The organism is Acidovorax sp. KPB24-03, assembly GCF_057546605.1.
The window spans coordinates 1-1,777 of record NZ_BAAJYR010000573.1 but is presented as its reverse complement, the minus strand read 5'-3'; the positions used below and the strand labels follow the sequence as shown (position 1 = coordinate 1,777).

General features: G+C 72.4%; 1 pseudogene. It reads right to left on the bottom strand.

Going from position 1 to position 1,777, the window contains the following annotated elements:
* Positions 1-1,775, bottom strand: a pseudogene (locus AC27KI_RS24075) (TonB-dependent receptor); the annotation flags it as partial.
* Positions 1,776-1,777 lie beyond the last annotated feature (2 nt).

The window sequence follows — 1,777 nt, the reverse complement described above, 5'->3', positions numbered from 1 at the left end:
GCGTGCGGCCGGCCAGCGACACGCCGCCCTGCACGAACTGCTCGTAGCGGGCGCGGGTGCGCATCGCGTTGGCCTGCAGCTGCCATCGGTCGGTCAGGCGCAGGCCCACGGCGACCTCCGCGCCGCGCGACGACTGCTCGCCCACCAGCACGGTGAACGCGGGGTTGTTGGGGTCCTGCGAGGCGATGTTGCGCCGCGTGATCTGGAACGCCGCCACCGTGGCCGTGCCCCGCCCGCCCCAGAAGTCGAACTTGGCGCCCGCTTCCAGCTGCCGGCCCGTGGTGAGCGCGCTGTTGTTGGCCACGTCGGCGAACGAGGCCGTGGACAGCGAGCCCGACGGTGGGTCGCTCGCCGTGGCGTACTGGGCGTACACGTTGGCGCCGGGGGCCACGTCCCACACCACGCCCAGGCGGCCGGTGGTGGGCGTGTAGCTGCGCTCGAACGTGGCGGGGCTGGTGGCGGTGACGGCGCGGCGGTTGGTCAGGTCCAGCGCGATGCGCTCCTGCCGCAGGGCCGTCACCAGGTTCACGCCGGGCACCAGGGCCGTGTGGTTCTCCACGAACACCGCGGTGGTCTGCACGCGGTTGTCGCGGTCGGCGCGAAAGCCGGGGGCCATGCCGGAAATGTCGAAGAACCGCTCGGTCGTGAAGCGGTACGGGTCCACCGTGCTCACCGTGCCGGCCAGGCTGTTGGGAAAGCGCGTCTGCCGGTTCACGCTCACGTCCAGGCCGAAGGCCCAATCGCTCGGCCGGCCGGCCAGCGTGCCGCGCCAGGTGGCCTCGGTGCGGTTGCCCACCAGTTGCTGGTCGTGCCGCTGCAAATAAGCGCTGCCGCGCGAGACCAGGGTGTTGGCCGCGTTGAACTGGTAGGTCTCCACGTTGCGGTAGTCGCGCAGCGCGTCGTAGGCATAGAGCGTGTTGCGCCACTGCAGGGCGCCGGACACGCGCCACTGCGCCACCGAGCGCAGCCACTGCACGCGGTGGGCGTACATGCCGTCGCTGCTGTTGTAGTTGGCAAAGCGCGTCCCGGGATCGATGCGCAGCGCGCCCACGGCGGGGTTGAGCACCGGCGTGCCCCAGTAGGGGCGGTCCACCGCGTCCTTCTGGTACTCGTACGCCAGCAGGTGCGTGAAGCCGCTGCCCAGGTCGGACAGCAGCGATGCGGCCAGCTGCGTGGACCGGGTCTGCGTGCCCGCGGTCCAGCTGCCGGCGTCGCGGTGGTTCACGTCGATGCGCGCGAAGTGGCTCGGCCCTGCGCCGCCGTCCTGCGGCCCCGCGATGCGGCGGTTGAGGCCCGCCGAGGCTTCCTTGAGCCCGTAGGAGCCCGCGCGCAGCCGGCCTTCCGCGAAGTCGCCGCTGCGGTCGGGCGTCTTGGTGATGTAGTTGAGCGAGCCGCCCACGGCCCCCGCGCCGTACAGGAAGCTCGACGCGCCGCCGACGGCCTCCACCCGGTCGTAGATCCAGCTGTCCACGGCGCGCGTGGCGCTGCCGTATTGCACCGTGATGCCGTTGTACAGCTGCGTGACCGAGTTGTTGCTGAAGCCCCGGTAGCTGGCCGCCATCGAGCCCGGCGCGTTGTGCGCGGTCACGCCGGGGATCGCCCGCAGGATCTCCTGCGTGTCCTGCGCGCCACGGGCTTCGATGGTGGCGCGGTCCACCACGGAGACCGAGGCGGGCGTCTCGCGCGGCGTGAGGCCCAGGCGGCTGCCGGTCTCGGCGGGGGGTGTCCAGGTTCAGCCGGCCCAGGGGCTCGGCCGGCGTGCCCGAGACGGTCACCG